24 protein-coding genes, 1 tRNA gene and 2 pseudogenes are annotated in these 26960 nt (G+C 72.9%); 7 read left to right on the top strand and 20 right to left on the bottom strand.

Annotated elements, in window-relative coordinates:
- Positions 1-213: 213 nt before the first annotated feature.
- From ACIQFZ_RS39495 to ACIQFZ_RS39485, 3 genes are read left to right on the top strand one after another with little or no spacing between them, the layout of a single operon-like run.
- The gene (locus tag ACIQFZ_RS39495) at positions 214-1164 is read left to right on the top strand and encodes an ABC transporter permease (protein ID WP_402693539.1); all 951 of its coding nucleotides are present in this window, start codon (positions 214-216) and stop codon (positions 1162-1164) included.
- Position 1165: 1 nt separating this feature from the next.
- Positions 1166-3262, top strand: coding sequence for a dipeptide/oligopeptide/nickel ABC transporter permease/ATP-binding protein (locus tag ACIQFZ_RS39490; RefSeq protein ID WP_402693538.1), 2097 nt, complete (start codon positions 1166-1168; stop codon positions 3260-3262).
- Positions 3259-4230, top strand: a complete 972-nt coding sequence (locus ACIQFZ_RS39485; protein WP_365422992.1) for an ABC transporter ATP-binding protein — start codon at positions 3259-3261, stop codon at positions 4228-4230. The genes ACIQFZ_RS39490 and ACIQFZ_RS39485 overlap by 4 nt, the downstream gene beginning before the upstream one ends.
- Before the next feature lie 67 nt (positions 4231-4297).
- On the opposite strand, the gene ACIQFZ_RS39480 is transcribed toward ACIQFZ_RS39485, so the two are convergent.
- Both ACIQFZ_RS39480 and ACIQFZ_RS39475 read right to left on the bottom strand, forming a co-directional pair.
- Positions 4298-4807 (bottom strand): nucleoside deaminase, encoded by a 510-nt coding sequence (locus ACIQFZ_RS39480; protein ID WP_402693537.1) that lies wholly within the window; start codon positions 4805-4807, stop codon positions 4298-4300.
- A 102-nt stretch (positions 4808-4909) separates the two neighbouring features.
- Positions 4910-4983 (bottom strand) — tRNA-Pro (locus tag ACIQFZ_RS39475).
- Positions 4984-5133: 150 nt separating this feature from the next.
- On the opposite strand from ACIQFZ_RS39475, the gene ACIQFZ_RS39470 reads away from it, so the two are divergent.
- On the top strand, positions 5134-5841 hold the full coding sequence (locus ACIQFZ_RS39470) for a transketolase (protein WP_365428229.1): 708 nt from the start codon (positions 5134-5136) through the stop codon (positions 5839-5841).
- 83 nt (positions 5842-5924) lie between these two features.
- Positions 5925-6878: a transketolase gene (locus ACIQFZ_RS39465; protein ID WP_365428226.1), complete on the top strand. Its 954-nt coding sequence runs from the start codon at positions 5925-5927 to the stop codon at positions 6876-6878.
- Positions 6879-6962: 84 nt separating this feature from the next.
- Here the strand turns inward: ACIQFZ_RS39465 and ACIQFZ_RS39460 are convergent, their stop codons facing one another.
- The 11 genes from ACIQFZ_RS39460 to ACIQFZ_RS39410 all read right to left on the bottom strand — a co-directional run bounded on the left by ACIQFZ_RS39460 (position 6963) and on the right by ACIQFZ_RS39410 (position 18708).
- Positions 6963-8384 (bottom strand): MFS transporter, encoded by a 1422-nt coding sequence (locus tag ACIQFZ_RS39460; protein ID WP_402693536.1) that lies wholly within the window; start codon positions 8382-8384, stop codon positions 6963-6965.
- Between the two features lie 123 nt (positions 8385-8507).
- The gene (locus tag ACIQFZ_RS39455) at positions 8508-8867 is read right to left on the bottom strand and encodes an MmcQ/YjbR family DNA-binding protein (RefSeq protein ID WP_365428220.1); all 360 of its coding nucleotides are present in this window, start codon (positions 8865-8867) and stop codon (positions 8508-8510) included.
- Positions 8868-8938: 71 nt separating this feature from the next.
- Positions 8939-9841, bottom strand: a complete 903-nt coding sequence (locus ACIQFZ_RS39450; RefSeq protein WP_402693535.1) for a LysR family transcriptional regulator — start codon at positions 9839-9841, stop codon at positions 8939-8941.
- Positions 9842-9883: 42 nt separating this feature from the next.
- Positions 9884-11083, bottom strand: a complete 1200-nt coding sequence (locus ACIQFZ_RS39445; protein WP_365428214.1) for a glycine C-acetyltransferase — start codon at positions 11081-11083, stop codon at positions 9884-9886.
- Positions 11084-11138: 55 nt separating this feature from the next.
- Complete coding sequence (gene tdh / locus ACIQFZ_RS39440) at positions 11139-12167, bottom strand: L-threonine 3-dehydrogenase (protein ID WP_365428211.1); 1029 nt, start codon at positions 12165-12167, stop codon at positions 11139-11141.
- Between the two features lie 199 nt (positions 12168-12366).
- The gene (locus ACIQFZ_RS39435; protein ID WP_383063144.1) at positions 12367-12957 is read right to left on the bottom strand and encodes a GAF domain-containing protein; all 591 of its coding nucleotides are present in this window, start codon (positions 12955-12957) and stop codon (positions 12367-12369) included.
- Between the two features lie 74 nt (positions 12958-13031).
- Positions 13032-13652 carry an ATP/GTP-binding protein gene (locus tag ACIQFZ_RS39430; RefSeq protein WP_365428205.1) on the bottom strand — a complete coding sequence of 207 codons (621 nt, stop codon included), beginning with the start codon at positions 13650-13652 and terminating at the stop codon, positions 13032-13034.
- Positions 13630-14007 (bottom strand): DUF742 domain-containing protein, encoded by a 378-nt coding sequence (locus tag ACIQFZ_RS39425; RefSeq protein WP_383063141.1) that lies wholly within the window; start codon positions 14005-14007, stop codon positions 13630-13632. The genes ACIQFZ_RS39430 and ACIQFZ_RS39425 overlap by 23 nt, the downstream gene beginning before the upstream one ends.
- The gene (locus ACIQFZ_RS39420) at positions 14004-14438 is read right to left on the bottom strand and encodes a roadblock/LC7 domain-containing protein (protein WP_361418821.1); all 435 of its coding nucleotides are present in this window, start codon (positions 14436-14438) and stop codon (positions 14004-14006) included. The genes ACIQFZ_RS39425 and ACIQFZ_RS39420 overlap by 4 nt, the downstream gene beginning before the upstream one ends.
- Positions 14439-14515: 77 nt before the next feature.
- Positions 14516-16939 carry an ATP-binding protein gene (locus ACIQFZ_RS39415; RefSeq protein WP_402693534.1) on the bottom strand — a complete coding sequence of 808 codons (2424 nt, stop codon included), beginning with the start codon at positions 16937-16939 and terminating at the stop codon, positions 14516-14518.
- Between the two features lie 551 nt (positions 16940-17490).
- Positions 17491-18708, bottom strand: coding sequence for an MBL fold metallo-hydrolase (locus ACIQFZ_RS39410; RefSeq protein ID WP_402693533.1), 1218 nt, complete (start codon positions 18706-18708; stop codon positions 17491-17493).
- A 126-nt stretch (positions 18709-18834) separates the two neighbouring features.
- Between ACIQFZ_RS39410 and ACIQFZ_RS39405 the strand changes: the two genes are divergently transcribed.
- Positions 18835-19479 (top strand): carboxymuconolactone decarboxylase family protein, encoded by a 645-nt coding sequence (locus tag ACIQFZ_RS39405; protein ID WP_402693532.1) that lies wholly within the window; start codon positions 18835-18837, stop codon positions 19477-19479.
- Between the two features lie 701 nt (positions 19480-20180).
- On the opposite strand, the gene ACIQFZ_RS39400 is transcribed toward ACIQFZ_RS39405, so the two are convergent.
- Positions 20181-20966 carry an SGNH/GDSL hydrolase family protein gene (locus tag ACIQFZ_RS39400; protein WP_402693540.1) on the bottom strand — a complete coding sequence of 262 codons (786 nt, stop codon included), beginning with the start codon at positions 20964-20966 and terminating at the stop codon, positions 20181-20183.
- 144 nt (positions 20967-21110) lie between these two features.
- Positions 21111-21575 (bottom strand): annotated as a pseudogene (locus ACIQFZ_RS39395) (GH36 C-terminal domain-containing protein); the annotation flags it as partial.
- A gap of 237 nt (positions 21576-21812) precedes the next feature.
- On the opposite strand from ACIQFZ_RS39395, the gene ACIQFZ_RS39390 reads away from it, so the two are divergent.
- Complete coding sequence (locus tag ACIQFZ_RS39390) at positions 21813-22610, top strand: tyrosine-protein phosphatase (RefSeq protein ID WP_365430068.1); 798 nt, start codon at positions 21813-21815, stop codon at positions 22608-22610.
- Positions 22611-22629: 19 nt separating this feature from the next.
- Here the strand turns inward: ACIQFZ_RS39390 and ACIQFZ_RS39385 are convergent, their stop codons facing one another.
- The 5 genes and pseudogenes from ACIQFZ_RS39385 to ACIQFZ_RS39365 form a co-directional block, all read right to left on the bottom strand.
- On the bottom strand, positions 22630-22752 hold the full coding sequence (locus tag ACIQFZ_RS39385) for a DUF6126 family protein (RefSeq protein WP_141356258.1): 123 nt from the start codon (positions 22750-22752) through the stop codon (positions 22630-22632).
- Complete coding sequence (locus ACIQFZ_RS39380) at positions 22749-23372, bottom strand: XRE family transcriptional regulator (protein ID WP_361418805.1); 624 nt, start codon at positions 23370-23372, stop codon at positions 22749-22751. Before ACIQFZ_RS39380 ends, ACIQFZ_RS39385 begins: the two co-directional genes overlap by 4 nt.
- A 74-nt stretch (positions 23373-23446) precedes the next feature.
- A complete protein-coding gene (locus tag ACIQFZ_RS39375; protein WP_402693531.1) occupies positions 23447-24829 on the bottom strand; it encodes an aspartate aminotransferase family protein in 1383 nt (460 codons plus the stop codon).
- Positions 24826-26763, bottom strand: coding sequence for a 1-deoxy-D-xylulose-5-phosphate synthase (gene dxs, locus ACIQFZ_RS39370; RefSeq protein WP_402693530.1), 1938 nt, complete (start codon positions 26761-26763; stop codon positions 24826-24828). The genes ACIQFZ_RS39375 and dxs overlap by 4 nt, the downstream gene beginning before the upstream one ends.
- Before the next feature lie 30 nt (positions 26764-26793).
- Positions 26794-26960, bottom strand: a pseudogene (locus tag ACIQFZ_RS39365) (4-hydroxy-3-methylbut-2-en-1-yl diphosphate synthase); the annotation flags it as partial.

Here is a 26960-nt window from a genome sequence, read left to right as displayed (position 1 = left end):
TAGATTACGGGCCGCGAACGCCTGAAACCCCACAACCGGCGAACACCCCGCAACCGGCGGGGAATTCACCCACGGAACCGTCGTCCGCCCCCGTTCCGGCCCCCCCCCCCCCCCCCCCCCCCCCCCCCCCCGCCCCCCCCCCCCCCGCCCCCCCCCCCCCCCCCCCCCCCCCCCCCCCCGCCCCGGTGCCCTCCCCTTCCCTAGGAACCCACGATGGTCACATTCCTCCGGCTCGCGCTGCGCCGTCTGGCGATCATGCCGGTGATGATCCTCGGCATCACGCTGCTCGTCTTCGTGGTGCTTCAGTTCTCGCCCGTCGACCCCGCCTACAACGCCCTGGGCGACGGCGCCTCGGCCGCAGCCCGCGCCGCCTTCGCCGAGGCCAACGGCCTCAACGACCCACTGCCGGTGCGCTACGTCCGCTTCCTCGGCCAGTTGCTGAGCGGCGACCTCGGCTCCACCGTGCCACCCAGCCAGCCGGTGCTCGACCGGATCTCCATCGCGCTGCCCCTCACCATCCAGCTCACCGCCCTGGGCCTGGTGATCGCGATCGTCCTCGCCCTCGTGCTCGGCGTGACCGGCGCGGTCTTCCGGGACCGCTGGCCCGACCAGCTCACCCGTGTGCTGTCGATCGCGGGCGTCGCCATCCCGTCGTTCTGGCTCGGAGTGCTGCTCATCCAGCAGTTCGCCCTGAACAGCGCGGTGTTCCCCACCGGCGGCTACGTCAACCCGGCCGACTCCTTCAGCGGCTGGCTCAGGTCCATGGCCCTGCCGGCCTTCGCCCTCGCCGTCCCCGTGGCGGCCTCGCTGGCCCGTCTGGTGCGGACCTCCATGGTGGCCGAGCTGGACCGCGACTACGTACGGACCGCCACCGGCAACGGACTGCCCCGTCACGTCGTCGTCCGGGGCGTGCTGCGCAACGCGCTCATCACTCCGCTGACCGTGCTCGGCGTGCGGGTGGGCTACCTGCTCAGCGGCGCGGTCGTGATCGAGACGATCTTCGACCTGCCCGGCATGGGCAAGCTGATCCTCGAGGGGGTCACCGGCGGCGACGTCGCCCTCGTCCAGGGCACCGTGCTCACCATCGCCGTCGCCTTCCTGGTCGTCAACGTCGTCGTCGACCTGCTGTACCTGCTGGTCAACCCGCGTATCAGGACGGTGTGACATGTTCCCCAGAAGCGGTCTCGTCAGGAGACTGTCCCGCCCCGGCATCCGGTTCCGGACGCTTCCCCTGTCGTCGCGCCTCGCCCTGGGCGTGCTGGGGATCGTGGTCCTCGCCGCCGTGTTCGCGCCGCTGATCGCCGCCGATCCGCTCGCCACCGGCACCCCCGTGCAGGCACCCGGCGGCGCCCACTGGTTCGGCACCGACCGGGTCGGCCGGGACATCTTCGCCCGTGTCGTCTACGGCGCCCGGTACTCCCTGGTCATCGGCCTGGGCTCGACCGCCGCCGCCCTCGTGCTGGGCGCGGTCCTCGGCTCGCTCGCCGCCACCTCGCGCAAACTGGGCGACGAGTCGGTGATGCGCACGCTCGACATCGTCATGGCCTTCCCGCCGATCGCGCTGGCGGCCGTGCTGGTCACCGTCTTCGGCACCAGCCTGCCCGTGCTCATCCTGTGCATCGCCTTCGTCTACATGCCCTCGCTCGCCCGCGTGGTGCGCGCCAACGTCATGGCGCAGTACGGCGAGGACTACGTGGCCGCCGAGAAGGTGATCGGCGCCCGCCGCGCGTACATCGTCGTCCGCCACGTGGCCGTCAACTGCGCCGCGCCCGTCATGGTGTTCGCCACGGTGCTGGTCGCCGACGCCATCATCTTCGAGGCCAGCCTGTCCTTCATCGGGGCCGGTGTGCAGGACCCCGACCCGAGCTGGGGCAACGTCCTGTCCTACGGCCGGCAGATCCTGCTGTCGGGCGGCTGGTGGGCCACCCTGCTGCCCGGACTGGTGCTGCTGGCGACCGTGCTCGCGCTGAACATCCTGTCCGAGGGCCTCACCGACGCGGCGGCGGCACCGTCCGACGCGCGCGCCGACGACGGGGATCCGCGGTCCGGGGCGGCTTCCGAGACGGAGTCCGCGACGTCCTCCCTCAGCGGGTCCGCCACGTCCTCAGCGGGCGAGCCCGCCGGTGCCGTCGGTTCCGGTGAGTCCGCCGGTTCTGCCCAGTCCGCTGGTTCCGCCGAGGACGGTGCGCGGCCCGACGTCACCCCGGTCGGCGCCGGCGCGGACGTCGACGCCGCGCTCGCCCGGCTGTCGGCGCGTGTGCTGAGCGGCCCGCCCGCCGTCGCGCCGGTCGCCGACGACGCGGCCGAACTCCTGGCCGTGAAGGACCTGACCATCCGCTTCCCCGACCGCTACGGCGACACCCGGGTCGTGGACGGCATCTCCTTCTCGGTCCGCGAGGGCGAGACCCTCGGCCTGGTCGGCGAGTCGGGCTGCGGCAAGAGCATCACCAGCCTGGCCGTGATGGGGCTGCTGGCCCGCAACGCCGAGGTCGGCGGGCGTATCGAGTACCGCGGCCGGAACCTCCTGGAGCTCGGCCCCCGGCAGCGCCGGGCCCTCAACGGCCCGGAGATCGCCATGGTCTACCAGGACGCGCTCTCCTCGCTGAACCCCTCGGTGCTCGTCGGCCGGCAGCTGAAGCAGCTCACCAGCCGCGGCGGTACGCAGACCCCCGCCGAACTGCTCGAACTGGTCGGCCTCGATCCGCGGCGGACCCTGCGCAGCTACCCGCACGAACTCTCCGGCGGCCAGCGTCAGCGCGTACTGATCGCCATGGCGCTCTCCCGCAGCCCCCGCCTGCTGATCGCGGACGAACCGACCACCGCGCTCGACGTCACCGTCCAGGCCCAGGTGGTGGAACTGCTCGAACGGCTCCGCGACGAGCTCGGCTTCGCGATGATCCTCGTCTCCCACGACCTGGCGCTCGTCGGCGATCTGTCGCACCGGATCGCGGTGATGTACGCCGGCCAGGTCGCGGAGGTCGCCGAGACCCGGTCGCTGCTGTCCGCGCCCGCCCACCCCTACACCCGCGGGCTGCTCGGCTCGGTCGTGTCGCTGGAGACGGGCGCCGAGCGGCTGCACCAGATCCCCGGCATCGTCCCGGCGCCCCGCCGCTTCGGGAACGGCTGCCGGTTCGCCTCGCGCTGCGCCGCGGCGACCGACCTGTGCCGCACCACCCCGCCCGTGCCCGGCGGCGGGCCCGACCACAGCACCGCGTGCCACCACCCCGCGCCGGCCGCCCTGCTTCAGGAGAGCAACCGATGATCCGGCTCGACCACGTACACGTACGCCACAAGGCCCGCGGCGACGGCCTGTTCGACCGGAGCCACGTGCACGCCCTGACCGACGCCTCGCTGGAGGTCGGACGCGGGGAGATCGTCGGCCTGGTCGGCGAGTCCGGCTGCGGCAAGTCGACCCTGGCCCGGGTGCTCACCGGTCTGCAGCGGCCCACCGAGGGCACGGTCACCTTCCACGGCGAGGACCTGTGGGCGATGCCCGGTGCCCGGCGCCGCGACGAGTTCGGCTCCTCCGTCGGCGTCGTCTTCCAGGACCCGTCGACCGCCCTGAACCCCCGGCTGCCGGTGGGCCGGATCCTGCGCGACCCGCTGGACGTGCACCGGCGGGGCGACGTCAAGGAACGCGACGCGCGGGTCGAGGAACTGCTGGACCTGGTCGGCCTGCCCGCGCACACCCTGCGGGCCCTGCCGGGACAGCTCTCGGGCGGGCAGCGTCAGCGCGTGGCCATCGCCCGCGCGCTCGCCCTGGAACCCGAGTTGATCGTCGCCGACGAGCCGACCAGCGCACTCGACGTGTCGGTACGCGCGCAGGTCCTGAACCTGCTGGTGGACCTGCGGGACCGGCTGAACCTCGGCATGGTGTTCATCTCGCACGACATCCAGACCGTGCGGCACCTCGCCGACCGGCTCGCCGTGCTCTACCTCGGCCGGATCGTGGAGGAGGGGCCGGCGGGGCGCGTCGCCGCCTCCCCCGCGCACCCGTACACCCAGGCCCTGTTGTCGGCCACCCCGAGCCTGATGGAGCGCAGCGAACGCATCGTGCTGCACGGCCCGGTGCCGTCGGCGGTCAACCCGCCGCCCGGCTGCCCCTTCAGCACCCGCTGCTGGAAGGCCGACGACGCCTGCCTGACCGCCTTCCCCGCGGCCGGGTCCGGCCCCGGCGAGTCCCACCGGTGGCACTGCGTCCACCCGCAGACCGAGGGCGACCGGTCGTAGGGACGACTCGCGTACGGGCTCTCTCCTCCACCTTGCCGAGGTGGAGGAGAGAGCCCGTACGCGGTTGTCAGGAGTCGGATCGGCGGGCCGCCGTGTGAAAGTCGCGGTGCAGTTCGCGCAGGCGGTCGGTCAGGGCCGGGACGGGGCCCTGCACCGTCAGGCCGGGCACCACGTCCTGGATCGGCAGGCAGCGCACCGGGGAGGGCGGCACGTCCAGTTCGGCCGGCCAGTCGGTCAACTGGGCTGCCGAGTGGGCGTAGACGATCCGGCCGAGGCCGGCCCAGCCGTGGGCGGCCGCGCACATGGGGCAGTGCTCCCCGGAGGTGAAGACGGTGGCCTCCGCCCGCTGCCGCTCCGTGAGATGGGCGGTGGCCCAGCGGACCAGCTCGAACTCCGGATGCCGGGTGTTGTCGTCCAGACTGTTCACCCGGTTGCGGTCCTCCGCCAGGACCTCCCCGTCGGCACCGACCAGGACCGAGCCGAACGGCTCGTCCCCGGCCCGCACCGCCTCGGCGGCCAGCTCGACCGCGCGCTCCAGATGCCGCAGCTCGGCGGCGTTCGGTTCGATGAGGGTCACGATGTCCCCTTCGGGCGGGCACCTCGCGGGCACGTCGGCAGGGAAACCGAAAGGGTCGTACCAGATCACTCTGATACGACCCTCGACCTGCCTCTTCGCAAGTCGGGACGACAGGATTTGAACCTGCGACCCCTTGACCCCCAGTCAAGTGCGCTACCAAGCTGCGCCACGTCCCGTTGCCCATCTGACCTGGGGTTTCCCCTGGCCGAACGCGCAGGAAAACAATACCGCACTCAGGTCGGTGGTCGCGCACGGGTTTTGGTCCGTGCGGTGTCGGGACGACGGGACTTGACCTCAAGTTTGGTTGAGGTCGCACCATCGTCGGCATGACGACCACCGAGGAGACCGAACGCGCCCACGGTTACGCCGACCTGCCCCGGCTGATGGGTCTTATGACGGGCGACGAGAAGCACGGACCGGCGGCCACGTCCACGCTGGACGTGCTCTGGGTGCTCTACGACCGGGTGCTCAGGGTCCGCCCGGAGCAGCGGGACGACCCGGAGCGGGACCGTTTCCTGCTGTCGAAGGGACACGGCCCGATGGCGTACTACGCGGTGCTCGCCGCGAAGGGCTTCGTGCCGGTCGACTGGCTGCCGGACTTCGGCGCCTACGACTCGCCGCTCGGCCACCATCCGGACCGCACGCTGGTGCCGGGCGCCGAGATCGGCAGCGGGTCGCTCGGGCACGGACTGCCCATCGCCGTCGGCACGGCCCTGGGGCTGCGCGCCCAGGGGCTGAACCGGCCCCGGGTCTGGGTGCTGACCGGGGACGCCGAGCTGGACGAGGGCAGCAACCACGAGGCCATCGCGTTCGCCGGGCCCGCGGGGCTCGAACAGCTGCACACCGTCGTCGTCGACAACGCCTCCGCCAGCCATGCCCGTCCCGGCGGGATCGCGGCCCGTTTCGAGGCGGCGGGCTGGTCGACGGCGAGCGTCGACGGCCGCGACCACGAGGCGCTGTACGCCGCGTTCACCGCGCCGCATCCGGGCCGCCCGCACGTGGTGGTGGCCCGGGTGGAGCCGAAGAACCCGTGAGCCGTAACCGCTGAGCAGGCCCCCGTCTCCCCCGACTCCCCGCGGCTTCCGCCGACTACCCGACACAGAAGGGCTCGACCTCCATGGACACCATGCGTGACCGTCTCGCACCGGCCGTCTCGCGACTGCTCGACGAGGATCCGCGGGTGGCGGTCGTCATCGCCGAGATCGGCAAGGACGGCTTCGCCGACGCGCGGCGCCGACATCCCGACCGGGTGATCAACGTCGGCATCCGCGAGCAGCTCCTCGTCGGAGTCGGCGCCGGGCTGGCGCTGACCGGGATGCGACCGGTGCTGCACACCTTCGCGAGCTTCCTCGTCGAGCGCCCCTTCGAGCAGGTCAAACTGGATCTCGGGCACCAGGGCGCGGGCGCGGTGCTGGTCAGCGCCGCCGCCTCCTTCGACTGGCCCGCGGGCGGCTACACCCACATGGCACCCGGTGACGTGGCGCTGCTCGACACGCTGGACGGCTGGACCGTCCATGTGCCCGGGCACCCGGACGAGGCCGAGACGCTGCTGCGGCACGCGGTCGCCGCGGGCGACGACAAGGTCTACGTACGGCTGTCCGTGCAGTCGAACGCGCACCGCCGCCCGGTCGACGGCGAGCACTTCGCGATGGTCCGCGAGGGTCGCTCGGGTGTGGTGGTCGCCGTCGGTCCCCTGCTCGACGCGGTGCTCACCGCGACGGAGGGCCTGGACGTCACGGTGTTGTACGCGACGACCGTACGGCCCTTCGACGCGGCCGCGCTGCGCCGGGCCACCCAGGCGGCCGGTACGGACGTCGTCCTGGTCGAGCCGTACCTTGCGGGCACGTCGACCTCGGCGGCGAACGACGCGCTCCGCGACGTCCCGCACCGCGTCCTGGGGCTCGGTGTGGGCCGCGCCGAACTGCGGCGCTACGGGACCGCCGAGGAGCACACCGCCGCGCACGGGCTCGACGCCCGGTCGCTGCGGGAACGGATCTCGGCGTTCCTCGGGACCCGGGCCGAGGCGGGCACCACGGGCACCTCGGACGCCGCGGACACCTCGGGCGCCTGAAGGCGGCCGCGCGGAGGCCGAGCGGAGCCCGCGCAGAGGCCGAGCGGAGCCCGTACGGCGGTGGCCGGTCCGGAGTCGCCGTCGTCAGCGCCGCTCGGGGTGCGTGCGCCCAGGTGCCGCGTCCGCGGTCCCGTCCTGCGCGTGCGGGCGGTCGGCGCCGCGCGCGTCGGCCCGTATGAGGCCGCGTATCGCGGGCACCGCCAGCAGGACCGTCGGCACGACGAGGCTCATCGCGGCGGACACCAGCAGCACGTGGTTCGCGCCCAGGGCGGTGGCGGCCGGTCCGGCCAGGGCCTGGCCCACGGGCATCATGGCGAGGGAGCCCGCCACGTCGTAGGCGTGGATGCGGTTGAGGACGTCGGACGGGACCTGGGTCTGGACGCTGGTCGCCCACATCACGCCCCAGAACGACATGCCCGCCCCGGCGACGGCGGCGCCCGCCGCCATGGCCGGCACCCCGAAGCCGGCCCCGACCGTCGCCGGGAAGCCGACGAAGGCGAACAGGGCGAACGCGCCGGCGCGCAGCATACGGCGGGGACGCAGCCGCAGGGCGAGGAAGCCGCCGACGACGGTACCGGCGCCGAGGGCGGAGTTGATCAGGCCGTAGGCGCGCGGGCCGTGCTGCTGGACCACTTCGGTGGCCACCAGTGGGACGGTCGGGCCCCAGACGGCGATCATGTAGAGGCACCACACGGCGATGACGCCCCAGAGCCAGGTCCGGGCCCTGAACTCCCGCCATCCTTCGACCAGATCCGCTTTGAAGGCACCGGTCGCGGTGCCTTCCGGGGTGCGGTCCGGGGCCCCGGTCCGGATGAGCGGGGGCAGCCGGAGCAGGAGCAGGCACAGGGCGCTGACCCCGTAGGTGGTGGCGTGCGCCGCGAACACCCCGCCGGGTGAGGCGAAGCCGACGAGCAGGCCCGCGGCGGCGGGGCCCGCGAGCTGGGCCGCGGACTCCGCGATCCGTATGGCGCCGTTGGCCGCCTGGACGTCGGAGGCGAGCCGGGGCACCGTACTGGCCACGCCGGGCTGGAACACGGCGCCCGCCACGCCGTTGACGAGGCCGATCACGCAGATCTCCCAGAGCACCACGTGCCCGGAGTAGAACAGCACGGCGGCCAGGGCCTGGGTGCCCAGCCGCACCAGGTCGGCGCCGATCATCAGCTTGCGGGTGCTGAACCGGTCGGCGATGACCCCGCCGAAGACCACGAGCCCGGCGAAGGCGGCGGCCGTCGAGGCCATGGCGAGACCGACGGCGCCCGCGCCGTACCCGTGCTGGAGCAGGCCCGCGGCGAGCGCGACCGGCAGCATGGTGTCGCCGAGCCGGGCGACGGCCCGCGCGACGAAGAACAGCGCGAAGTCCCGCGACCACACCGGCCGCGCGCGACCGCCGTCGCCGACTTCAGCCCCGGCTTCCACTCGAATCCCGGCTCCGGCCCCGGCTCCGGCAACGAGGTCATCCCGCCCCGCCGCCTCCCCCGGCGACGACTGCGACGACGTCCCGGTCATCCCTCCGACGCTCCCCTCCCCGACCGATCCCCCACTCCCCGGCCGACCGCGGCCCCTCCCGCGCCCGCCGGCCCCACTGCCTCCGGATCATGCCACGGCCCACTGACAACGCCCGAGCGGTTTTCAGTGGGAGGTGGGCAGTCCCAGCCCGGGATGGGCCTCCAGCAGCCGCGGCGGAGCCGCCTGGCGCCAGGAGTCGGCGAGGATGTCCCGCAGCTCGTCCTCGTCCTCCAGCGCCGCGAGCCGGACCCGTACCCAGGCGAACTGCGCCTCGTGGCCGGCGATCCAGAACTTCTCCGGCTCGGCCAGGACCAGTTCGTCGCGTTCTTCCTTGGGACAGCGCACGGCGATGGAGGTCTCCTCCTCCGGCAGCGTGGCGAACATCTTCCCCGCGACCCGGAACGTGGGCATGCTCCAGGCGATCTTCTCCGTTGTGTCCGGCAGGGACAGGGCGATACGGCGTACATCATGGGCATCCGGCATGCCCCGCACGCTAACCCCTCGCACTGACAGCCATCCCCCAGGAGCCGAGTGCGGCCGGGTGCGGCCGGGTGCTACGCCTGCGCCGCCTCGTCCAGGGCCTGGAGCACCGGGCGGATCAGCGGGTGCCCCTCGGCTCCCCGGCGCACCGCCGCGAAGACCCGGCGGGTGGGCGCCACTCCGTCCACGGGACGGACGACCACGCCCGTGAGGTCCATGCCGCGCAGTGCGGAGCGCGGGACGAGGGCCACGCCCGCGTCGGCCGAGGCGAGGGCCACGACGGCGCGGAAGTCGTCGGAGGAGTGTTCCAGACGGGGCTGGAAGCCCGCGCTCTCGCAGGCCAGGACGACCACGTCGTGGCAGGGATTGCCGGGATAGGGGCCGATCCAGGTGTCCTTGGCCAGCTCGGCGAGCGGCACCTCGGCGGCGTCGGCCAGCCGGTGACCGACTGGAACGACCGCGTCGAACGGCTCGGCGTACAGCGGTACGTGGGTCAGCCGGGGGTCGTCGGCGGACGGCGCGCCCCGGTACTCGACGGCGACCGCGACGTCGACCTGCCGGTCCAGCACCATCGGCAGGCTGGCGTCGCCCTCCGCGTCCTTCACGCGGATGCGGATGCCGGGCGCCGTCCCCGCCAGGCGGGCCACCGCGGGCGCCACCACCTGTGCGATGCCGGTGGCGAAGGCGGCGACCGTCACCGTGCCGGCCTCGCCGGAGCCGTAGGCGGCGAGCTCGGCCTCCGCCCGCTCCAGCTGGGCGAGGACCGCGTTGGTGTGGCTGAGCAGGATCTCCCCGGCCGGTGTCAGCCGTACGCCCTTGGCGCCGCGCTCGACCAGCCGGTGACCGGTCTCCTGCTCCAGGGCCGTGAGCTGCTGCGAGACGGCCGAGGGCGTGAGGTAGAGCGCGGCGGCAGCGGCTGTCACCGTGCGGTGGTCGGCCACCGCACGGAGGATGTGCAGCCGCCGCGCTTCGATCATGCGACCGATTATCGCAAGACCTGCGACCGGTCGGCCTCCGGCTCAGCCCTCCAGCTCGGCGCGCGCCGCGACGAACGCGTCCACCGCGCGGTTCACGTCCTCGGTGGAGTGCGCCGCGGACAGCTGCACGCGGATGCGGGCCTGGCCCTGCGGCACGACCGGGTAGGAGAAGCCGATCACGTACACGCCGCGCTCGAGGAGCAGCTCCGCCATACGGCCCGCCCTGGTCGCGTCGCCGATCATCACCGGGGCGATGGCGTGGTCGCCGGGGAGGATGTCGAAGCCCTCCTCGGTCATCCGGCGGCGGAACAGCGCGGTGTTCTCGGCGAGCCGGACCCGCAGGTCCTCCGCGGACTCCAGCAGGTCCAGCACCTTCAGGGAGGCCGCCGCGATCACCGGGGCGAGCGTGTTGGAGAACAGGTACGGCCGGGAGCGCTGGCGCAGCAGGGCGACGATCTCGGCGCGGGCGGCGACGTAGCCGCCGGAGGCGCCGCCGAGCGCCTTGCCGAGGGTGCCGGTGATGATGTCCACTCGGTCCATGACACCGTGCAGTTCGGGGGTGCCGCGGCCGCCGGGGCCGACGAAACCGACGGCGTGGGAGTCGTCGACCATGACCATGGCGTCGTAGCGGTCGGCCAGGTCGCAGATCTCGCGCAGCGGCGCCACATAGCCGTCCATCGAGAACACGCCGTCGGTGACGACCAGCTTGCGGCGCGCCCCGCCCTCGGTGGCCTCCTTCAACTGCCGCTCCAGGTCCGCGAGATCACGGTTGGCGTAGCGGAAGCGGCGAGCCTTGGAAAGCCGGATGCCGTCGATGATCGAGGCGTGGTTGAGGGCGTCGGAGATGACCGCGTCCTCCGGGCCGAGCAGCGTCTCGAACACGCCGCCGTTGGCGTCGAAGCAGGAGGAGTACAGGATCGTGTCCTCCTGGCCGAGGAACGCCGACAGCCGGGCCTCCAGCTCCTTGTGCACCTCCTGGGTGCCGCAGATGAAGCGCACGGAGGCCATGCCGTAGCCCCAGCGGTCCAGGGCCTCGTGGGCGGCGGCGACGACCTCGGGGTGGTCGGCGAGGCCGAGGTAGTTATTGGCGCAGAAGTTGAGGACCTCGCCGGGGCGGCCGCCCGCGGTGACCTCGACGGTCGCGGACTGCGGGGTGCCGATGACCCGCTCGGGCTTGTGCAGCCCGGCGGCGCGGATCTCGTCGAGGGTGGCGCGCAGGTCGTCGCGCACGGAGTCGAACATCAGGGTGCTCCTTGAAGGTGCCTGCGGAAGAGCGGCGGAAGAAGGGGGTACGCGGTCACACGGTCCAGTCGAGGATGATCTTTCCGCCCTTGCCGCTCGCGGCGTCGGCGAAGGCCGTCTCGAAGTCCTCGTAGCCGTACCGGCCGGTGACGACGGGGGCGAGGTCGAGGCCGCCCTCCAGCAGCACCGACATGGCGTACCAGGTCTCGAACATCTCCCGGCCGTAGATGCCCTTGATGGTGATCATCGAGGTGACGACGCGGGCCCAGTCGACGGGGAACTCCTGGGCGGGCAGGCCGAGCATGGCGATCTTGCCGCCGTGCGTCATGTTCGCGATCATGTCGCGCATCGCCTCGGGGCGGCCGGACATCTCCAGGCCGACGTCGAAGCCCTCGCGCAGGCCGAGCGTGCGCTGCCCACCGGCGATCGTGTCCCGGGAGACGTCGAGGGCGAGGCTCACGCCGATCTTGCGGGCCAGCTCCAGCCGCTCCTCGCTCACGTCGGTGATGACGACGTTGCGGGCGCCCGCGTGCCGCGCGACGGCCGCCGCCATCAGGCCGATCGGGCCGGCGCCGGTGATCAGGACGTCCTCGCCGACCAGCGGGAAGGACAGCGCGGTGTGCACGGCGTTGCCGAACGGGTCGAAGATCGCGGCGATGTCGAGGTCGACGGGGACGCGGTGCACCCAGACGTTGGCGGCGGGCAGAGCGACGTACTCGGCGAACGCGCCGTCGCGTCCCACACCGAGTCCGACGGTGGCCCGGCACAGGTGGCGGCGTCCGGCCAGGCAGTTGCGGCACTTGCCGCACACCAGGTGGCCCTCGCCGCTGACCCGGTCACCGGGCTTGATGTCGGTGACGCCGGCGCCGGTCTCGACGACCTCGCCGACGAACTCGTGCCCGACCACGAGCGGGGTGCGGATCGCCTGCTGGGCCCAGCCGTCCCAGGCCCGGATGTGCAAGTCGGTGCCGCAGATGCCGGTCCGCAGGACCTTGATCAGTACGTCGCCGGGTCCGATGGCGGGCTCGGGGACGTCCGCGAGCCACAACCCGGGCTCCGCCTTCTGCTTGACCAGCGCCTTCAACGCTACCGCTCCTGTGGTTCCGGCCCCGGGTCCGGGCATGCCGGGGCAGCCCGCGTCCGGGGAGAGGGGTGGATTCCGTTAGCAATCTGCCGTACGACGGCACGATGGTCCATCGAGGATTTCTTAAACACGGCCACAGCTCCGCTTCACGCCGTCCGCGAGCGCGCTCGCGCCCGGTGCGAGGCCTTCGCCCCGGCCGTCAGAACAGGAAGCCCTCGGTCTCCCGGCGCTCCAGCCGCGGGGCGAGCTCCGCCGCGGCCGCCTTGATGGTCCGAAGCCCCTCCCTGCCCCACGGCCGCGGCTCGACGTCGACGACGCACACCGTGCCCAGCACCATCTGCGTACTGTCGATCAGCGGGGCGCCCAGATAGGAGCGGATGCCGAACTCGTCCACGATCGGGTTGCCCGCGAACCGCGGGTAGTCGCTGACGTCCTCCAGCACCAGCGCCTTGCGCCGCACCACGACATGCGGGCAGAAGCCGTGGTCGCGGGCCAGGCGGCGGCCTAGTTCACGCCGGCTTCCGTCACCGTCGGCGCCGGTGTCGACGGTCAGGACGTCACGCTCGGGCCGGTGCAGTCCGGCGAAGAACTGCCCTTCCACGCCGAGGAAGTTGACCATCGCGTACGGCGCCCGGGTGAACGCGGCGAGGCGGTCGGCGTAGGCGTCAAGGGCGGGCTCGGGTCGCTCCCCCAGGCCCAGCCGCCGCAGTCGCTCGGTGCGGGCGGGGGCGTCCTTGTCCTCGGGGGTCAGCAGCAGGCGACCGGCCGGGCGGGGCGGGTCGTAGCTCATGGCCGGGCTCCGTCGCTGTCGGGGTATGTCATGTACGGGCTCCGTGACGGTGTGCGGGGATCAGTGTGCCGGGGTCACCTGTGCGCGCCCTGGCTCGGTGCGGGGACGGCGGGTGCGTGGGCGATGAGATGCCGGACGAGGGTCAGCAGGGTCTGGATGCCCGAGCTGGAGATACGGGCGTCGCAGGGGACCACGGGGATCCGCGGGTCGAGGTCGAGGGCCGCCCGCACCTCCTCGGGGTCGTAGCGGTGGGCGCCGTCGAACTCGTTGACGCCGACGACGAAGGCGAGGCCGCGGCGTTCGAAGAAGTCGACGGCGGCGAAGCACTCCTCCAGCCTGCGGGTGTCGGCGAGGATCACCGCGCCCAGGGCGCCCTCGCACAGCTCGTCCCACATGAACCAGAACCGTTCCTGGCCGGGTGTGCCGAACAGGTAGAGCACGTGCTGCGGGTCGAGGGTGATGCGGCCGAAGTCCATCGCGACGGTCGTCTCGACCTTGTTCTCCACGCCGTCGAGGCTGTCCGTGGCCGCGCTGACCGTGGTGAGCAACTCCTCCGTGCTCAGCGGCGCGATCTCGCTGACCGCGCCGACGAAGGTCGTCTTGCCCACCCCGAACCCTCCCGCCACCAGGATCTTCAGCGCGGTGGGGAAGGGATCGAGGCCGCCGTCGTAGTCAGAGCTGTCGTCGTAGTCCATCGAGCACTGCCTCCAGAAGAGCCCGGTCGGTGGGGTGGTGGTGGTACGCGGGGGGCCTGGTGGACATCGCCCCGCAGTCGACGAGGTCGGACAGCAGCACCTTGGTCACCACGGCCGGCAGCTTCAGATGGGCGGCGACCTCGGCCACCGGGAGGGGAGCGCGGCACAGGTCGAGTGCCTGGCCGTGCTCCGGGCCGAGGTGGGCCAGCGGTGTCACCCCGGTGGCCATCACCTGCGACATGAGGTCGAGCGCGATGCTGGGCCGGGTGCGGCCGTCGCTGACGGTGAAGGGGCGCACCAGCCGTCCGGCCGCGTCGTCGAGCCAGGGCCTGTCGCCGGCCGCCGCCGCGCTCAAGGCCGCAGCGCCCGGGATTCGACGGAATGCTGCCGGGGCGCGGTCTCGAGGTAGGGGCGGACGCTCTTGACCAGCATCGCCATCTCGTAGCCCAGCACGGCCGCGTCGGCCTCGCGGCCGGCGAGCACGGCGAGGCAGGTGCCGGTACCGGCGGTGGTGACGAACAGCAGCGTCGAGTCGAGTTCGACGACGACCTGCCGCACCTCGCCGCCGTCGCCGAAGCGGACGCCGGCACTGCGGCCGAGGGAGTACAGGCCGGAGGCCAGGGCGGCCATGTGGTCGGCGCTGTCGTGGTCGAGGCCGTGGACGGACTTCACCAGCCCGTCGCAGGACAGCAGGACCGCGCTGGTGGTGTGCGGTACGCGCTGCACGAGGCCACTCATCAGCCAGTCGAGGTCGGAGACACGGCCGGTCGGCGCATCGCTCGCCATGGTGGATCGACTCCTTGGGGTCCGAAGGTCTGCGCAAGCGCTGGGGGCGGGAGTGGTGGCGGGGCTGGGCGGACTGGTCATTCGGACGGCTCGCTCCCGTCGTGCCGGAGGGTGAGGTGCTGCCCTGGCAGGAGCACGGGCCGCGTCTCCGCCGGCCCGGACTCGTCCAGGGGGTGGGCGCCGCCCGGGGGGTGCGGCTCGTGCGGGCGGGCCGGCTCCGCGGCCGCCGGCTCCCGGCGCTGCTCCGACTCGGCGCGTCCCATGCCGCGCCGGAAGGCCGCCATCAGCCCGGGGTCGTGGCCGGCGACGTACTCGGATTCCTGGCGCGGCAGCGGACCACCGCGCAGTTGCGGCACGAGGTGCTCCTGGGCGCGCCGCCGGGGCAGTCGGGGCCTCTCCATGGTTCCGCGCACCGCTCCGGCGCGCGGAGCGGGGGGCTCACCGGCGTTCGCCGCCACGGCGGCCCGCTCGGCGGGCCGGATGCCCGGCACGGCCTCCGCGGGAGTGTCCTGCCCTTCGCGCGCCGTTCGCCGCGGCAGGGGATCGAGGTGGTCGCCGTTGGCAGGCTCGACGGACCGCACGTCGTCGCCGGACAAGGTGGGGGCGGGGGCGGGCAGCAGATCGCTGCCGGGTACGGGAGTGGGCGAGTCGCCCGTGGACAGGGGGACGGGCATGGGCGTGTGGCTCTCGGGAGCGGGCGCGGGTACGGGCACAGGTGTGTTGCCCCCAGACACAGGCCCTGGCATGGGCATGGGTGTGTCGCCCCCGGACATCGGGGCGGGTACGGACACCGGCATGTCGCCACCGGACATCGGCCCAGGCATGGACACAGACATGTCGCCGCCAGACACAGGCCCGGACATGGGCGTGTCGCCCCCTGGCACAGGCGTGACGGGTCCGGCGTCGCCGTTCACGCGGGGTACGGCGGGCGGCGGCAGAACGCCTCCGTATGCGCCGGCGACGCGGTCCGCGTCGTGGGCGCCGGCGCCCGCCAGGGGATGCATCCCACCGTCGCGTCGGCGCGTGTCGCCGGGGCGGGCGGGGGCGCCGAGCAGGCCGGTGACGGGGTTCGGCGCGGGTCGTACGCCGTTGCCGTGCACGCCTCGCACAGGCTCCCCGCGACCGCCGGACACGGCCGGCGCGCGGTGGGTGCCGCCGCCGTTCAGGGCCGGCGGGGCAGCGTGCGCGTGTCCGCCGTCCGGGAGCGACGAGGCGGCGGAGGCCGGGTACGGCGCCGGAGCCGCGGGCCGCATGCCGGTGTCCAGCGCCCCGAATGACGTGCCGGGGGCTGCCGTCGACGTTCCCAGCAGTGCCTGCGGCACGACGACGACCGCCTGCACACCGCCGTAGATGTTGGTCTGCAGGCGGACGGTGATGCCGTGCCGCCTGGCGAGCTGGGAGACCACGTACAGCCCGATGCGGCCGTCGGCGAGCAGGCTCGCGACGTTGACCTCGTCGGGGTCGGCGAGCAGGGCGTTCATCCGGACCTGCTCGCCGACCGGCATGCCCAGGCCCCGGTCCTCGACCTCCACCGCGAGTCCGGAGGTGACGAGGTTGGCGCGCAGCAGGACCTGGGTCTGCGGGGCGGAGAACAGCGTGGCGTTCTCGACGAGTTCGGCCAGCAGGTGGATCACGTCGGCGACCGCGTGGCCGCGCAGCCGCCCCTCGATCGGCGGGGCGAGCTTGACCCGCGAGTACTGCTCGACCTCGGCGATGGCCGAGCGCAGCACCTCCGTCATGCAGACCGGGTTGCTCCACTGGCGGCGGGAGACGGCGCCGCCGAGGACGGCGAGGTTCTCGGCGTGCCGACGGACCCGGGTGGCGAGGTGGTCGACATGGAAGATGCCCTTGAGCAGGTCCGGGTCCTCGATGTCGTTCTCCAACTCGTCGAGAGTGGAGATCTCCCGGTGCACCAGGGACTGGAGGCGCCGGGCGAGATTGACGAAGACCTCCAGTTTCTGTTCGCTGCCCGTCTGGCTGGACAGCTGGGCGGCCTGCACGACGGCGACGACGGCCCCGTCGTGGGCGCGCGCCAGGTCGGCGGCGAGCAGGTCGACCTCATCGGCGTCCTCCGGCGGGCCGCCGCGCGACGTGCGCCGCGGCGGGGCCTCGCCCTGGCGCAAGGCGTCGACGAGGGCGCGCAGTTCGGCCTCGCGGCGCGCGGTGCCGCGGCGCAGGACGCCGATACGGTCGTGCACCGACCTGGCGGCCCGGCCGGCGGCGACGGCGGCGATCGCGATGCCCGCGAGCGTGACCGCGAACGCTCCGGCGAGCACGGCCCACAGGACGAGATCGGGGCGTGCGCCGGTGGAGCGCACGGTGAAGAGCACGGCCACGCCGGCGGCGAGCGCGACCGAGGTCGGCGGCAGCACCGCCAGCCGCAGCAGCTGAGGCCGTAGACGGGTCTCGGGCAGCGAGGGGACGGTGCGGGTGACCGGGCGCCCGTGCCGCCCGCCCTCACGGCGGTCTGCGCGGGCGGCCGGTCCACGGAGGTGAGACATCTGTTCCTCGTACGGGTCCGTCGGGCCTGTGTACTCGCGCCCGGGGCGCGAGCGGGCATGCGCCATCGCTGTGCCGGTCGACAGCGGCGCGTGTACGGCACCGTGTCGCCCCACGGACACTCACAGTAGTCACCAACGCACCAAGTGAGGTCGACAGTTGACGAAATCCCCCAGAAAGCGTCCCGCTCTGGTATGAGCGTTCGCACGACAGAGCGAGCACCCGCGCCGCCACACACCAGCGAACCGAAATACATCGATCCCACTTGGCCAGAACCGGTCACAAACGGACGGCGGGGCCGGAGAGGCATCCGCCCCTCCGGCCCCGCCGTCCATGCGGCCTCGTCCGGCCTCGTCCACCCGGCCTCGTCCGGCCGGAACGATCTCGGCTCCTCCCCTGCCCCGACCAGCGCCCTCGGCACCGTCACCCGTTGTGTCGGTCCGCGCTCAGGCCGACCGGGCCGGGAGGGAGCCCGACGACCACCGGCACCGCCGCCTCGCGGCCCCGACCTGGGACCGCCGCGTCAGAACCTGGGAGTCACCCGGATCCGGCGTCACCGCTCGCCGGCGAGATCGAGATCGCTCGGGACGGTCGCCGCGGCCGGGGCGGTCGGGGCGGTCGGGGCGGCCTCCGGTCCCTTGGCGCTGCGCCACGGGTGAGAGAGAGGCGCGGACACCGGTCGCCACCACGGCTCCGCGGGCACCTTGCCCGAGGGCTCGAAAGGCTCCCCCGGCCGCGGGAGCGCCACTGCCTGTCCCGCCGCCTCGGCGGCGTCCTTGGTCCACTCGCCGGGCTCGGCCCAGGCGTGCGGAGCGAGGGTGAAGGTGCCCCAGTGGATCGGCAGCAGCACGCCGGACGGCGTGTTCCCCTGAAGGTCGAGGTGGGCTCGGACCCCCTCCTCGGGCGTCATGTGGATGTCCGGCCAGAACTCGGAGTACGCGCCGATCTGGATCATCGTCGCGTCGAACGGGCCGTGGTCCGCGCCGATCTGCCGGAAGCCGTCGAAGTAGCCGGTGTCACCGCTGTGGTAGATCCGGTGCTCCTCGCCCGCGACGGCCCAGGAGGCCCACAGGGTGTGCTGGGTGTTGCGCAGGGCCCGGCCGCAGAAGTGGCGGGCGGGGGTCGCGGTCAGGGTGAGCCCGCCGACCCTGGTGGCCTCGTGCCAGTCCAGTTCGCTCAGGCGGTCGGCGGACACGCCCCAGTGCTCCAGGTGGGCGCCGACGCCGAGGGGCACGGCGAACACGGTGTCCGTGCCGGCCAGCGCCTTGATGGTGGGCAGGTCCAGGTGGTCGTAGTGGTCGTGGGAGATGACGACGACGTCAACCGGGCCGAGCGCGGCCAGCGGCAGCGGCACCGGGTGCAGCCGCCGGGGCCCGACGAAGGGGAACGGTGAGCAGCGCTCGCCCCACACGGGGTCGAAGAGCACCCGCTGCCCGTCGATCTCCGCGAGGACGCTGGAATGTCCCATCCAGGTCAGCCGCAGACCGGTGGCCGCGGGCTTCGCCAGGTCGGCGAGCGTGGTGGCGTGCATGGGTACGGTGCCGCGCGGGGCGCGGCGGCGGCGCTCGTCCTTGTCGAGGTAGCGCCTCGCGAAGGCCGGCGTCGAGCCGGAGGGCCGGGTCCGGGCGGGACCCCCGGGGTTCTGGAAGACGCCGTCCTTGAAATGGGGTGATCTGCGGATACGCGCCATGCGCTCTCCGCTGGGGTCGGCGCCGAAGGCTTCGGGCCGCAGTCCACGGAGCCCCGGGTTCGAAGGACGGAATCCTGCCACGCTACCTCCAGGTGGAGTCGGTCAGGCTTTCCATTATGTCGGGCCCCTCCGACGGTCCGGATGTCACATCGGCGCGCTCCCGGCCGTCGTACCGGTGCAGGCACCCGCGAGGTGCTCACGGAACCGATGCAACTGGAGGTGGCCGCCATGGCCCGCGTCTCGCTCACCCCGCCCCGCACCCGCTTGTTCCGCCTCGTCGAGTGGTACAGCAGGCGCGTCTACGGCAAGGTGCTCGACCCCGCCCGGGCGCTCGCGCACAATCCGCGGGTCCTGTGGAGCGATATGCGGTTCGAGCAGTCGCTGGCGAAGTGGAACAGGCTCGACCCCGATCTGAAGGCGCTCGCCGAGATGGCGTCGGCCGCGGCGATCGGCTGCTCGTGGTGCATGGACTTCGGCTACTGGGTCGCCCGGGAGCGCGGCATGGCGTCCGAGAAGCTGCACGACGTCCCCGCCTGGCGGGACAGCGACGCCTATACGCCGCTGGAGCGCGACGTCCTCGCCTACGCCGAGGCCATGACGGCCACGCCGCCCACGGTGGACGACGACCTGGCCGCCCGCCTGCGCGACCGGCTGGGCGAGCCGGCCCTGGTCGAGCTGACGGCGGTGGTCGCGGTCGAGAACCTGCGCTCACGCATGAACTCCGCACTGGGCCTGACGAGCCAGGGCTTCAAGGACTCCTGCGAGGTCCCGGAATCCGCACGGGCCACGGACAACGCGCCGACACGGCACCCCGGCTCCGGCACGGCCGCCGAGGGGCGGGTCTCGCCCTGACCGCGTGCGGCCCCGGCGACCAAGCTGGGTGAGCGCGTAACAAGCCTCCGCTCGAACACGGCCCACAGTGCCCCGCGCTGATACGGCCGACGAGGACGGCCCAGGGCTGAAGGGCGGATAGAGCCTGGATGCCCGGAGCCTCCCGCAGGCAGCGGAAGGCGTCCGCCACCGGCCCGGCGCATAGGGAAGGCCGGCGGGCACGTTCCGCCGCCCGGATCCCGGCAGCGCCGCCGGACGGGACGGCCGCGGGCTTGGGGAGGCGGCCGGACTCCCGCCCCCGCGGCCGGACGAGGCGGCCACCACCGGCCCAGGCGCGGAGAGCGGATACCGGCGGGCGCGTTCCAACCCCCGATCCCGGCGATCCCACCCCGCGTCCCACCACCCTGCCGGACGGAACGGCCGCCCAGCCGACGAGCGGCGGTGCAGACTCCCGCATCCCCGGCCCGATGCAGCCCGACGAGGCGACCGACAGCGGCCCCGGCACGGAGAGTAGGTGATGGGGACAAGCCCGCCGCCCGTAGCCCGGCGGTCCCACCCCGCGTGCGACGGCCCCGCCGGACGGAACGGCCCCGCGGCCGACGAGCGGCGAGGCGGACCCCTGTGACGGAGGCGAATGCGGCCCGGGCTCCCGCAAGCGGAGCCGGATGGGGCTCCGCCCAGGCGCTGGGCCCGGGTGTGGGAGGCGTTGGGCCTCTGTGGGCTCAGGCCACCGACGCGATCCGGGTCCTGATGGCGTCGGGGGACAGGGCGCCCTTGGCCGTCACGTGGTCGCCGGAGGACTCGCCGCGCAGTCGGCGGCCGATCCACGGCACCAGGTGCTCGCGCGCCCAGTGCACGTCGTCGCGGCGGACCTCCAGCGTGCCGCGGGGCGGCACCGGCGGCCAGGGCTGCTCCGGGTCGGCCGGGACGTCGAGTCCGAGGACCTGGCCGGCGCGCAGCGCCACGCGCGTGTGCCCGTCGGGCGAGAGGTGCAGGCGGTCGTCGTCCCAGGCGCGGCGGTCCTGGACGGCCTTCAGCGACCACAGGTCGAGCACCGGGCAGCCGTAGCGGTCGGCGATGGCCCGCACATGCCCGTTGTACGTGGCGATCTTGCCGCGCAGATGCTTGAGCAGAGGCACGCCCCGCGTGTCGAAGCCGGTGGTCACCATGACCGTGCCCGAGACGACGGCGAGCCGCGAGACCGCCTCCTCGAAGCGCTCGGCCACCTCGTCCGGGTCGGTGCCGGGGCGGATGATGTCGTTGCCGCCGGCGCAGAACGAGACCAGGTCGGGGGCGAGTCCGACGGCCCGGGAGACCTGGTCCGCCACGATCTGGTCGAGCAGTCTCCCGCGCACGGCGAGGTTGGTGTACTGGAAGCCGCCCTCGGGCCGCCGGTCGGCGAGCAGGACGGCGAAGCGGTCGGCCCAGCCGACGAACGCCCCGTCGGGGCCGGGGTCGCCGACGCCCTCGGTGAAGCTGTCCCCCACCGCCACGTACGACCCGATCACTGATCTGCTGTCACTCTTCGAATCGTCTGCCACGTCGGCCCATGATTCACCTTCGAATGTGACCTACGCGACCGTAGGAAGGGGTTGACGGCCGGTGAGAAAAGCCACTTCGACCGATCGCCCCCGGCGGGAATACGCGGACCCTCAGACCCGTCGCAGCCGGACGACCGTCGCGTCGAAGTCGCCCCGCAGCCCGGTGCGCAGCCCGTGGTGCAGCAGCACGGCACCCCGGTGCACTTCCCCGGTGTCCCCGCACGCGTACGACGCCGCCGGGTCCAGTCCGCGCAGTCACAGCGCGGGCACGGGCTCGCCGTGGTGCTGCGCCTGGAGCAGGGCGAGGACGACGGTGTCGTCGCCGAGGACGTACTGCACCGCGCTCAGCCCGCCCCGCGGAGGCCGCAGCCGGTACAGGTCGCCGCGCTGGACCACCGGCCGGATCTCCTTGTAGAGGGCGATCCAGTCGCGGGCCTCGGCCAGTTCCCCCTCCGTCCACCGGGTGAGGTCGCCGCCCACCCCGAGCACCCCCGCCATGGCGCTCACGAGGCGGAAACGCAGCGTGCTGGACCGCCCGTTGAGCATGGCGTTCGGGCTGTCGGTGACCCAGGCGGCGGCGTAGCCGCTCGTGGGCCCGGTCAGCAGCCATGTACGGCCGTCGTCGGCGGTCTCCAGCATGTTCCGTCCCTCTCAGGTCCGAACAGGTCCGCGCACGCACCGACATCATCGAGGCGCGCGGACGCCGGAGCAACGCCCCTGGACAACCCCCGTTGCCCCGGGAAGCCATGTCGTATGGTCGAAGCCGTGCCCGCCGACGCGCCGTGGCGGCGGGACCGAAAGGGAGGAGTCTCCGTGACGCAGCAGGTCCCCTCGACCGAACCCGAGCTGGCCGCAGTGCGCAACTTCCGTGACGTGGGCGGGCTGCCGACCGTGGACGGCCGGCGGGTGCGGCACGGGATGCTGTTCCGCAGCGGCCATCTCGCGCACGCGACGGACGAGGACGCGTCCTACCTCGGCTCCCTGGGCCTGCACACGATCTTCGACTTCCGCAACGCGGCCGATGTGAAGTTGGAGGGCCCGGACGTCGAACTGCCGGGCGTGCGCAACGTGAACCTGCCGCTGAGCGACCCGGCTGACGGGGCCGAGTTCTGGAAGATGGTCCGCGACGGAGACCTCGACGAGCTGCGCTCCGTCCTGGACGACGGCAAGGGCGCGCACCGGATGATCGCGTCCTACCGCGTGCTCATCAAGGAGCGCACCGGCGAGCACTCCCGGGTGCTGCACGCACTCGCCGAGGACTGCGTGCCGGTCCTGATGCACTGCGCGGCGGGCAAGGACCGCGCGGGCCTGTCGATCGCCGTGACCCTTCTCGCCCTCGGCGTGGAGCGGGACGCGATCGTCGCCGACTACCTGGAGTCGAACGCCAAGCACCGCCGCTACAAGGTGCACCGCAGCAACACCTCGGCCGCGGCCTACTCCCCCGAGGTCATGGAGCTTCTCAGCCCCCTGTTCGAGGCGCGTGCCGAGTACCTGGCGGCGGCTCTGGAGACCATCGAGGAGACCTGGGGCGGCGTCGACTCCTATCTGGAGCGGGGGCTGCGGCTGGCTCCCGACACCCGGGAGCGGCTGCGCGAGCGCCTGCTGGACTGACGGCCCGCCACATGGGCCGTCACTTGGAGCCGCCGACCGAGAACAGGAACCAGACGAACCCGGCGAAGAAGTGCCCGACGACGGTGTAGATGACGAGCCGGACCCACAGGGCGCGCGGGAACTTCTCTTCCAGGTTGCTCATGGCATGTCTCCGATGTGGGGGCCCAGGCACAGCGCGGCCGTGGGACTCTGCAACAGGGTGTGGACGAAGAGGAGCTCGACCCCGTCCGGACTCTCGGCCGCGATGCGGTGCGGGGTCAGCGAGTCGAAGTGCGCGCTGGTGCCCGGCACGAGCAGGTGCGTGGCGTCCCCGAGGCGGAGCCTGAGGTGCCCCTTGAGGACGTACAGCCACTCCTCGCCGGGGTGCACGCGCACGATGTCACCCTGGGAGCCGTGCGGGACGCGGACCCGCAGGGCCTGCATCCCGCGGCCGGACGCGCCGGCCTGCCAGTACGTCCAGCCGCCGGCCCGCGTCGGCTCCATGTCCTCGGCGCGCACGACCGCGTCCCGGTCGGCGACGTTCTCGCCGAGCAGTTCGGAGACGGTCGTACCGTAGACACGGGCGAGCGCGAGCAGCATCGGCAGCGAGGGCTGGCGCTGTCCGGTCTCCAGGCGGGAGAGGTGGGCGGGCGACAGCCCGGCGGCGCGGGCCGCGGCCTCCAGGGTCAGTGCGGCACGGCGGCGCAGCGCACGCAGTTGCGGCGCGACGGCGGGCAGGTCCGCGGCCTGCCCCGCCGAGGGCTGGGACTCTGGAGAGCTCATACCTCCATTCCAGCGCCACTTTGCCCCTAAGGCAAATTACTTGCCTCAAAGGCAAAGCCTTTGTCCGGCTCCGCTCACCGGTTGGCGACGGCCTGCTTGACCAGCGTCTTTCCGAAGTCCCACATCAGCCCGCCGCCGTGCGCGTCGTCCATCACGGCGGTGAAGGCGTCCACGAACCGGTCGACCTCCGCCTCCCCGACGACCAGCGGCGGGATCAACTTGATCACCTCCAGGTGGTCGCCGGAGACCTGGGTCAGGATACGGTGCCGCTGCAGCAGCGGGACGACCACCATCTGCGCGAACAGTCCCTTGCGGGCCGCCTGGAGCATGGTCCAGCGCCCGCGCAGTTTCAGCGACCTCGGCCGGCCGAACTCGATGCCGATCATCAGGCCCCGGCCGCGCACGTCGGCGAGCAGCTCGTACCGGTCGGTGAGCGCCGCCAGCCGGGACTTCAGCAGCTCGCCCGTCGCCCGCGCGTTGGCCACGATCTGTTCGTTCTCCATCACGGACAGCACGGCCAGCCCCGCCGCCATGGCCTGGGCGTTGGACCCGAAGCTCGCCGAGTGGACCAGCACCCGGTCGATCGAGGAGTAGACCTTCTTGAAGATCCAGTCCCTGCCGAGGGTCGCGCTCACCGGCACATAGCCGCCGGACAGGGCCTTGGCCACGCAGACCAGGTCCGGCTCGACTCCGTCCTCGTGCTGGTAGGCGTAGAAGTCGCCGGTGCGGCCCAGGCCGGTCTGCACCTCGTCGGCGATGAGCAGCGCCTTGTGCCGGTGCAGCAGCTCCTGCGCGGAGCGCAGCCAGCCGGGCGGGGCCTCGTGCACGCCCTTGCCCTGGATCGGCTCGACGATCAGCGCTGCCACGTCGCCCTTCCTCAGCTCCCGCTCGAGCGCGTCGAGGTCGCCGAGCGGGACGGCGGTGTCGGGCAGCAGCGGGGCGAACCCGTCCCGGAAGCCCTCCTCGCCGTTGACGGACAGCGAGCCGGCGGTCAGGCCGTGGAAGGAGTGATCGCAGTACAGGATCCGCGGTCTGCCGGTGGCGCGGCGGGCGAACTTCAGCGCGGTCTCCACCGCCTCCGTGCCGCTGTTGCCGAAGAACACCCGGTCCAGGTGCGGGCTGTGCGCGAGCAGCCGCTCGGCCAGCAGCCCGGGCAGCGGCTGGCAGTCGAAGCGGGTGAGGTCGGCGAGCTGGGCGTCCAGCACGTCGTGCAGCGCCTTGCGGACGACGGGGTGATGGCGGCCCAGGCCCATCACCCCGAACCCGGAGAGCATGTCCAGATAGTCGTTGCCCTCCGCGTCCCAGAAGTACGCGCCCTCGGCCCGCTCGTAGACCTTGTCGAAGCCGATGGTGTGCAGCATGCGCGGCAGTTGGTGGTTGAGGTGCCTGGCGTGCAGCTCGTAGCGCTCGGCGCCGCGCTCGGACAGCAGGGCGCCGAGGTCGAACTCCGTGGTCATTCGGTTGTCTCCTTGACTGCCATGACGGCCCCGGCGCCGTCCTGCGCCGGGATCGTCCCGGCCCGCTCCCGCACGGCCAGGCTCGCGCCGATCCGTCCGGCGACCTCGACCGGGGTGAGCCCGATGTCGGCCAGTACCTCCCCGCGCTTGGCGTGCGCGAGGAACTGCTCCGGGATGCCGAACCTCCGTACCGGTACGTCGACTTCGGCGTCACCGAGCGCCAGGGCGACCGCGGCGCCGACACCGGCCGCGCGGCTGTTGTCCTCGACCACGGCCACCAGCCGGTGCCCGGCGGCCAGGCCCGGCAGCGCCGGATCGACGGGCTTGACCCAGCGCGGGTCGACGACGGTGCAGCCGATGCCCCGCGCCTGGAGCAGTTCGGCGGCCTGGAGGCACACCGGCGCCATCACGCCGACGGCGACCAGCAGCACGTCGGGCCGCTCCGCCCGGTGCAGCACGTCCATGCCGCCGACGCGACCCGTCGCCTCGATCCGCGGGCCGGCCGATTCCTTGGGGAAACGGACCAGGGTCGGCGCGTCGTCGACGGCGACGGCCTCGCGCAGCTGGGCGCGGAGCTGGTCGGCGTCGCGCGGCGCGGCGATCCTGAGGCCGGGCACGACCTGGAGGACGGACATGTCCCACATGCCGTTGTGGGAGGCCCCGTCGACGCCGGTCACTCCGGCCCGGTCCAGGACGAAGGTGACCCCGCAGCGGTGCAGGGCCACGTCCATCAGGAGCTGGTCGAAGGCGCGGTTGAGGAAGGTGGCGTAGACGGCGACGACCGGGTGCAGACCGCCGGTGGCGAGCCCCGCCGCCGAGACGACCGCGTGCTGCTCGGCGATGCCCACGTCCCACACCCGGTCCGGGAAGCGCTCGGCGAACCTGCCGAGGCCCACCGGGTGCAGCATGGCGGCGGTGATCGCCACGACGTCGTCCCGCTCCTCGCCGATCTTCACGATCTCGTCGCCGAACACGGAGGTCCAGGACGGCCCGCCGGCGGGGGTGAGCGGCTCGCAGGTGAGCGGGTCCATCACGCCCACGGTGTGGAAGTGGTCCTCCTCGTGGGCGAGGGCGGGTTCGTAGCCGCGGCCCTTCTCGGTGAGGCAGTGGACCAGGACGGGGCCGTGGAAGCGTTTGGCCCGGCGCAGCGCCGACTCGACGGCCTTGATGTCGTGTCCGTCGATCGGGCCGAGGTACTTCAGCCCCAGGTCCTCGAACATGCCCTGCGGCGCGAACGCGTCCTTGAAGCCCTTCTTCGCGCCGTGCAGCGACTCGTAGAGGGTGTTGCCGACGACCGGGGTGCGCTGGAGGACGTCCTTGCCCCAGGCCAGGACCTTCTCGTAGCCGTCGGTGGTGCGCAGGGTGGCCAGGTGGTTGGCGAGGCCGCCGATGGTCGGCGCGTAGGACCGTTCGTTGTCGTTGACGACGATGATCAGCGGCCGGTCCCGGGCGGCCGCGATGTTGTTCAGCGCCTCCCAGGCCATGCCGCCGGTCAGCGCGCCGTCCCCGATGACGGCGACGACGTGTCCCTTCTCGCCCTGCACCTGGCGGGCCTTGGCGAGTCCGTCGGCCCAGCCGAGCGCCGTGGAGGCGTGGCTGTTCTCGATGACGTCGTGCTCGGACTCCTCCCGCGCCGGATAGCCGGACAGCCCGCCCTTGCCGCGCAGCTTGGAGAAGTCCTGACGCCCTGTCAGGAGCTTGTGCACATAACTCTGGTGACCGGTGTCCCACAGGATCCGGTCGACCGGCGACTCGAAGACCCGGTGCAGTGCGACGGTGAGTTCCACCACGCCCAGGTTGGGCCCGAGGTGACCGCCGGTCCTGGCGACCGCTTGCACCAGGAACTCGCGTATCTCGTCGGACAGTTCACCCAGTTCCGCCTCGGACAGCGCCTTCAGGTCGCGTGGTCCCCGGATGCTCTCCAGAATGGTCACGCTTGGCCCCCTCTCGGTCCGTGCCGTACTTCAACTCACTGTGACTGTCGGTGTCCCCGTGCCGGTGCGGCCGCCGGCCGCGGCGTCGTCGTGCCCCATCCCCTCGGCGATCTTCATGGCCTCCTCGATCAGGGTCTCCACGATCTTCGACTCCGGGACGGTCTTGATGACCTGCCCCTTGACGAAGATCTGCCCCT

This window comes from Streptomyces sp. NPDC093064 (genome assembly GCF_044754605.1).
Lineage (GTDB): Bacteria > Actinomycetota > Actinomycetes > Streptomycetales > Streptomycetaceae > Streptomyces.
Note: the sequence above shows the minus strand (reverse complement) of the source record. Positions and strands in the feature narration are given on the sequence as shown.

Excerpts from the sequence above, each read along its gene's own strand:
- ACIQFZ_RS39495 (WP_402693539.1), top strand. The coding sequence starts at position 214 with ATGGTCACATTCCTCCGGCTCGCGCTGCGCCGTCTGGCGATCATGCCG.
- ACIQFZ_RS39490 (WP_402693538.1), top strand. The coding sequence starts at position 1,166 with ATGTTCCCCAGAAGCGGTCTCGTCAGGAGACTGTCCCGCCCCGGCATC.
- ACIQFZ_RS39485 (WP_365422992.1), top strand. The coding sequence starts at position 3,259 with ATGATCCGGCTCGACCACGTACACGTACGCCACAAGGCCCGCGGCGAC.
- ACIQFZ_RS39470 (WP_365428229.1), top strand. The coding sequence starts at position 5,134 with ATGACGACCACCGAGGAGACCGAACGCGCCCACGGTTACGCCGACCTG.
- ACIQFZ_RS39465 (WP_365428226.1), top strand. The coding sequence starts at position 5,925 with ATGGACACCATGCGTGACCGTCTCGCACCGGCCGTCTCGCGACTGCTC.
- ACIQFZ_RS39460 (WP_402693536.1), bottom strand. The coding sequence starts at position 8,384 with ATGACCGGGACGTCGTCGCAGTCGTCGCCGGGGGAGGCGGCGGGGCGG.
- ACIQFZ_RS39455 (WP_365428220.1), bottom strand. The coding sequence starts at position 8,867 with ATGCCGGATGCCCATGATGTACGCCGTATCGCCCTGTCCCTGCCGGAC.
- ACIQFZ_RS39450 (WP_402693535.1), bottom strand. The coding sequence starts at position 9,841 with ATGATCGAAGCGCGGCGGCTGCACATCCTCCGTGCGGTGGCCGACCAC.
- ACIQFZ_RS39445 (WP_365428214.1), bottom strand. The coding sequence starts at position 11,083 with ATGTTCGACTCCGTGCGCGACGACCTGCGCGCCACCCTCGACGAGATC.
- ACIQFZ_RS39435 (WP_383063144.1), bottom strand. The coding sequence starts at position 12,957 with ATGAGCTACGACCCGCCCCGCCCGGCCGGTCGCCTGCTGCTGACCCCC.
- ACIQFZ_RS39430 (WP_365428205.1), bottom strand. The coding sequence starts at position 13,652 with ATGGACTACGACGACAGCTCTGACTACGACGGCGGCCTCGATCCCTTC.
- ACIQFZ_RS39420 (WP_361418821.1), bottom strand. The coding sequence starts at position 14,438 with ATGGCGAGCGATGCGCCGACCGGCCGTGTCTCCGACCTCGACTGGCTG.
- ACIQFZ_RS39415 (WP_402693534.1), bottom strand. The coding sequence starts at position 16,939 with ATGTCTCACCTCCGTGGACCGGCCGCCCGCGCAGACCGCCGTGAGGGC.
- ACIQFZ_RS39405 (WP_402693532.1), top strand. The coding sequence starts at position 18,835 with ATGCAACTGGAGGTGGCCGCCATGGCCCGCGTCTCGCTCACCCCGCCC.
- ACIQFZ_RS39385 (WP_141356258.1), bottom strand. The coding sequence starts at position 22,752 with ATGAGCAACCTGGAAGAGAAGTTCCCGCGCGCCCTGTGGGTCCGGCTC.
- ACIQFZ_RS39380 (WP_361418805.1), bottom strand. The coding sequence starts at position 23,372 with ATGAGCTCTCCAGAGTCCCAGCCCTCGGCGGGGCAGGCCGCGGACCTG.
- ACIQFZ_RS39375 (WP_402693531.1), bottom strand. The coding sequence starts at position 24,829 with ATGACCACGGAGTTCGACCTCGGCGCCCTGCTGTCCGAGCGCGGCGCC.